The 4,432-nt window shown below is 38.2% G+C and carries 4 protein-coding genes; 2 read left to right on the top strand and 2 right to left on the bottom strand.

The features are described 5' to 3' along the window. Window positions 1-34 precede the first annotated feature (34 nt). Entirely contained in the window at window positions 35-568 is a 534-nt protein-coding gene (locus AC5LAX_RS00855; RefSeq protein ID WP_493263615.1) for an HAD hydrolase-like protein, read from the top strand. Between the two features lie 50 nt (window positions 569-618). Here the strand turns inward: AC5LAX_RS00855 and AC5LAX_RS00850 are convergent, their stop codons facing one another. Beyond that, window positions 619-1,968, bottom strand: a complete 1,350-nt coding sequence (locus tag AC5LAX_RS00850) for an alanine/glycine:cation symporter family protein (protein WP_115150811.1) — start codon at window positions 1,966-1,968, stop codon at window positions 619-621. A gap of 306 nt (window positions 1,969-2,274) precedes the next feature. On the opposite strand from AC5LAX_RS00850, the gene gyrB reads away from it, so the two are divergent. Beyond that, entirely contained in the window at window positions 2,275-4,251 is a 1,977-nt protein-coding gene (gyrB, locus tag AC5LAX_RS00845; RefSeq protein WP_374937650.1) for a DNA topoisomerase (ATP-hydrolyzing) subunit B, read from the top strand. A gap of 74 nt (window positions 4,252-4,325) precedes the next feature. On the opposite strand, the gene AC5LAX_RS00840 is transcribed toward gyrB, so the two are convergent. Continuing rightward, the coding region (locus tag AC5LAX_RS00840) for an IS3 family transposase (protein ID WP_493263614.1) at window positions 4,326-4,432 on the bottom strand (107 nt) is incomplete at its 5' end.

Genomic DNA, 4,432 nt, shown 5'->3' with positions numbered 1-4,432 from the left:
GATATAGTAAGACCTGCTATTTTAGTAGGCAAGTATCGTTTGTATCCAAGAATCCCCTGCATTTAGGCATGGGGAGTATGTCAATGACTGTTACGGTTTTTCGGCAGAAAAAAGCACGGAGGCAGTCAAATTTTTTCGTGAATACTATGAAACAAAAGGTATTTTAGAAAATGAAATGTATGAAGGAATGGACGGAGTACTGCAAAAATTAAAAGAACAGGGCAAATTTCTCATGGTGGCAACATCAAAGCCGGAAAAATTCGCTCATAATATTTTAGCTCAGCATGATTTGGAAAAATATTTCGATTTTATCGGCGGCTCATTTACGGACGGCAGCCGCATAACAAAAATTCAGGTACTGGATTACGTATTGAAAACGAATGAGATAAAAAATCCACAGGAAGTACTGATGATTGGCGATACGAAATTCGATATAGCCGGTGCAAAGCATTTCGGTTTGAAAAGTTTAGCCGTTACGTACGGCTACGGCACGGAAAAAGAACTTTTGGAAAGGGAACCGGATTTTGTGGCAAATTCACCAAAAGAAATTTTGCAGATAATCAAATGATATAAAATTAAAGCCCTAGAGAAGATATATTTCTCTGGGGCTTTTTTATATTAAAGTTGATTGTTTTTTAGGTGTTCGAAATATTTTCTTGTTTCAGCCACAATTACGCCTGAAAGACCGAGAAGCGCGATAAGGTTCGGAATTGCCATCAGGCCGTTTACGATGTCGGCAAGAACCCAGATGGACTGAAGTTCCAGATAAGCACCGGAAGCAACAAGAATGGTGAAAATAATACGATACGGTACAATGCCTTTAATGCCGAACAGATACTGGCAGGCGCGTTCACCGTAATAATTCCAGCCAAGAATTGTAGTAAAGGCGAATAAAATAAGGGAAACAGTCAAAATGATACCGCCGATAGAGCCGTAGTCATAGCTGAAAGCGGCATTCGTCATAGCTGCACCAGCATGAGTTCCTGCCCACTCGCCTGTAAGGATGAGAGTCGTACCTGTCATGGTACAGATGAATAGTGTGTCAATAAATGTACCAGTCATGGAAATAAGACCCTGTTCCGCCGGCCAGTTTGTTTTTGCGGCGGCAGCGGCAATTGGAGCTGAACCGAGGCCGGATTCATTGCAGAATACGCCACGGGCGATACCGTTTTGCATAGCCATCATCATCGTAGAACCAGCAAAACCTCCAAGTGCGGCATGACCGTTGAATGCGCTGTCGATAATCAGCATGATGGCAGCAGGAATTTCCGTAATGTGGAGAATGAGGATACTGAAGCAGGTGACAAAATACAATACAGCCATGAATGGAACGATTGCCGTAGCAGCGCGGGCAATACTTTTCAGTCCGCCGAAGATAATGATACCTACCAAAAGAGTAAGGATAATGTCGGTTATGTATATAGGTACACCGAAGGAAATTTTCATACTGTCAACAATAGCATTTACCTGAGCGAATGTACCAATACCGAAAAAGGCAACGAGGATAGTAAAAACAGCAAATAAAATAGCAAGCGGACGGAATTTTTTACCAAGACCGAGTTCGATGTAGTACATAGGACCGCCGGCAACTTGACCGATTTCATCTTTGGAACGGAACTTTATGGCAAGCAAGCCTTCGGCATATTTGGTAGCCATACCGAAAAAGGCTGAAACCCACATCCAGAATATTGCACCGGGGCCGCCGACTGCTATAGCCGTAGCAACACCGACGATATTACCTGTACCGATAGTTGCCGACATGGCAAGACATAATGCCTTGAAACTGCTGATATCTCCCGAACCTTTATTTTTAGCCGTTAATATTAACTTCATAGCAAGCGGTAATTTGAATACTTGAATGAGACGCAATCGACATGTTAAGAAGATACCGGTACCGACCAGCAGTATAATTAGGGGCGGTCCCCAGATAAAAGTATCGATTGTTTGAATTAGAGAATAAAAGTCCATTGAATAAGTCCTCCTAAACTAAAATAAAAATACAAGTGCAATATAGTGATATATAATATCATATAAAAATACATTTGTCATCTATAAAAACACATAAAAATAAAGTTTTTTTCTGAAATGATAAATGTGAGAAGAAAAAATTATTTTTATCCGTAACGACTGTTTTTTGTTCTGCAAGGAGTTTTTAATTTGATAAAAACATTGCGAAGGCAGGAATATCAAGACGAGATATTTGCTTACTACATGTATAAATGATAAAATATAATAATGAAAAGGAGGACGAAAATGGCTGATTTTAATGAAAAAATGCAAAATGAAATAGATACAAATACGGAAGAAACGGTAAAAATTCATTTAGATGAAGAAAGCGCTCAGGTTACTGCTGTAGAAGGCGATTACGGTGCTAATCAAATTCAGATTTTGGAAGGACTGGAAGCTGTGCGCAAACGTCCGGGCATGTACATCGGCAGTACGTCGGCTCGCGGTCTGCATCATTTAGTATATGAAGTTGTAGATAACAGTATTGATGAAGCTTTAGCAGGATATTGTACTCATATAGAAGTAACAATTCATAAAGATAATAGCATTACAGTAACAGATAACGGTCGTGGTATTCCTGTAGATATGCACGAAAGTGGAAAACCAGCTGTAGAAGTAGTTCTTACTGTACTTCATGCTGGTGGTAAATTTGGTGGTTCTGGATATAAAGTATCCGGTGGTTTACATGGTGTGGGTGTATCTGTTGTAAATGCGCTCAGCACCAGCATGGACGTAAAAGTTAAACGTGACGGTAAAGTGTATGAGATTTCGTTTGAAAAAGGCGTGACGAAAGAACCGCTGCATGTCATTGGCGAAACGGCTGAAACGGGAACATACGTACATTTTGTACCAGATGCAGAAATTTTTGATGAAACTGTTTATGATTATGATACTTTAAGACATCGTTTGCGCGAATTATCCTTCTTAAATAGAGGTATTACTATTATTTTGACTGATGAACGTCCTGAAGAAGTTCGTCAAGAAACTTTCTATTTTGAAGGCGGTATTAGTTCCTTTGTAGAACATTTAAATCGCAATAAAGAAGTAATCAATCCAGAGCCTGTATATTTCAATGGCACAAAAGATACTACTGTTGTAGAAATCGCACTTCAGTATAATACAAGCTATAGTGAAAATATTTATAGCTTTGTTAACAATATCAATACTGAAGAAGGCGGTACTCATTTAGCTGGTTTTAAAAGTGCTTTGACTCGTGCTGCTAATGATTTTGCACGCAGACAAGGTATTATCAAAAATAACGAAGATAACTTAGTGGGTGAAGATATTCGCGAAGGTTTAACTTGTGTAATCAGCATTAAACTTCGTGAACCACAGTTTGAAGGACAGACAAAAACAAAATTAGGTAATTCTGAAGTTCGTGGAATTGTAGATTCTATTGTTAGCGAAGGCTTATCTGAATACTTTGAAGAAAATCCTGTTATTTCTAAAAAAATCATTGAAAAATCCATCATGGCATCTCGTGCTAGAGAAGCTGCGCGTAAAGCTCGTGAATTAACTAGACGTAAAAATGCCTTAGAAGTTAGCTCTCTTCCTGGTAAATTAGCTGATTGCTCTGTAAAAGACCCAGAACAAGCAGAAATTTATCTTGTCGAAGGTGATAGTGCGGGCGGTAGTGCAAAACAAGGTCGTGACCGTCGTTTCCAAGCTATATTGCCACTTCGTGGGAAAATTTTAAATGTAGAAAAAGCACGTTTGGATAAAATCCTTAACAATGAAGAAATTCGCACTATGATTACTGCATTTGGCAGTGGTATTGGTTCTGAATTTGATATTACAAAACGTCGTTATGGAAAAATTATCATCATGACAGATGCCGATGTCGATGGTGCTCATATTCGTACATTGTTATTGACTTTCTTCTATCGTTATATGAGACCATTAATTGAAAATGGTCATGTATATATTGCGCAACCACCACTTTATCAGATAAGAAAAGGTCGTAGCCATTGGTATACTTATAGCGATGAAGAATTAGCGCAAAAATTAGATGAAATCGGTAGAGATGGTATCACAGTACAGCGTTATAAAGGTTTAGGGGAAATGAACCCAGAACAGTTGTGGGAAACAACTATGGACCCTGAAAAACGTACAGTATTGCAAGTACATCTTCGTGAAGCAGAAGAAGCAGATTCTATTTTTACTATCTTGATGGGTGATAAAGTAGAACCTCGTCGTCGTTTTATTGAAGAACATGCAAATCTAGTTAGAAATCTCGATTTATAAAAATAAAAAGACTTACTACTTAAATGATATGCACCCAAAATATTGGACATATTAATTAAGCTACTAATTGAGACTTAGTTCTGTATTCTATGGGACTCTACGGGACTAAGTCCTTTTAGTTTTATCTTTATCCGTTTTGTATTATAATATTTTATATAAGATTTTAACTCTTTTATAAAAT

This window comes from Megamonas sp., from assembly GCF_986095205.1.
The sequence above is the reverse complement of the archived record's forward strand: the minus strand, read 5'-3'. Positions and strand labels throughout refer to the sequence as shown.

Coding starts and splice junctions, on each gene's coding strand:
- gyrB (WP_374937650.1), top strand. CDS start 2,275: ATGCAAAATGAAATAGATACAAATACGGAAGAAACGGTAAAAATTCAT.
- AC5LAX_RS00850 (WP_115150811.1), bottom strand. CDS start 1,968: ATGGACTTTTATTCTCTAATTCAAACAATCGATACTTTTATCTGGGGA.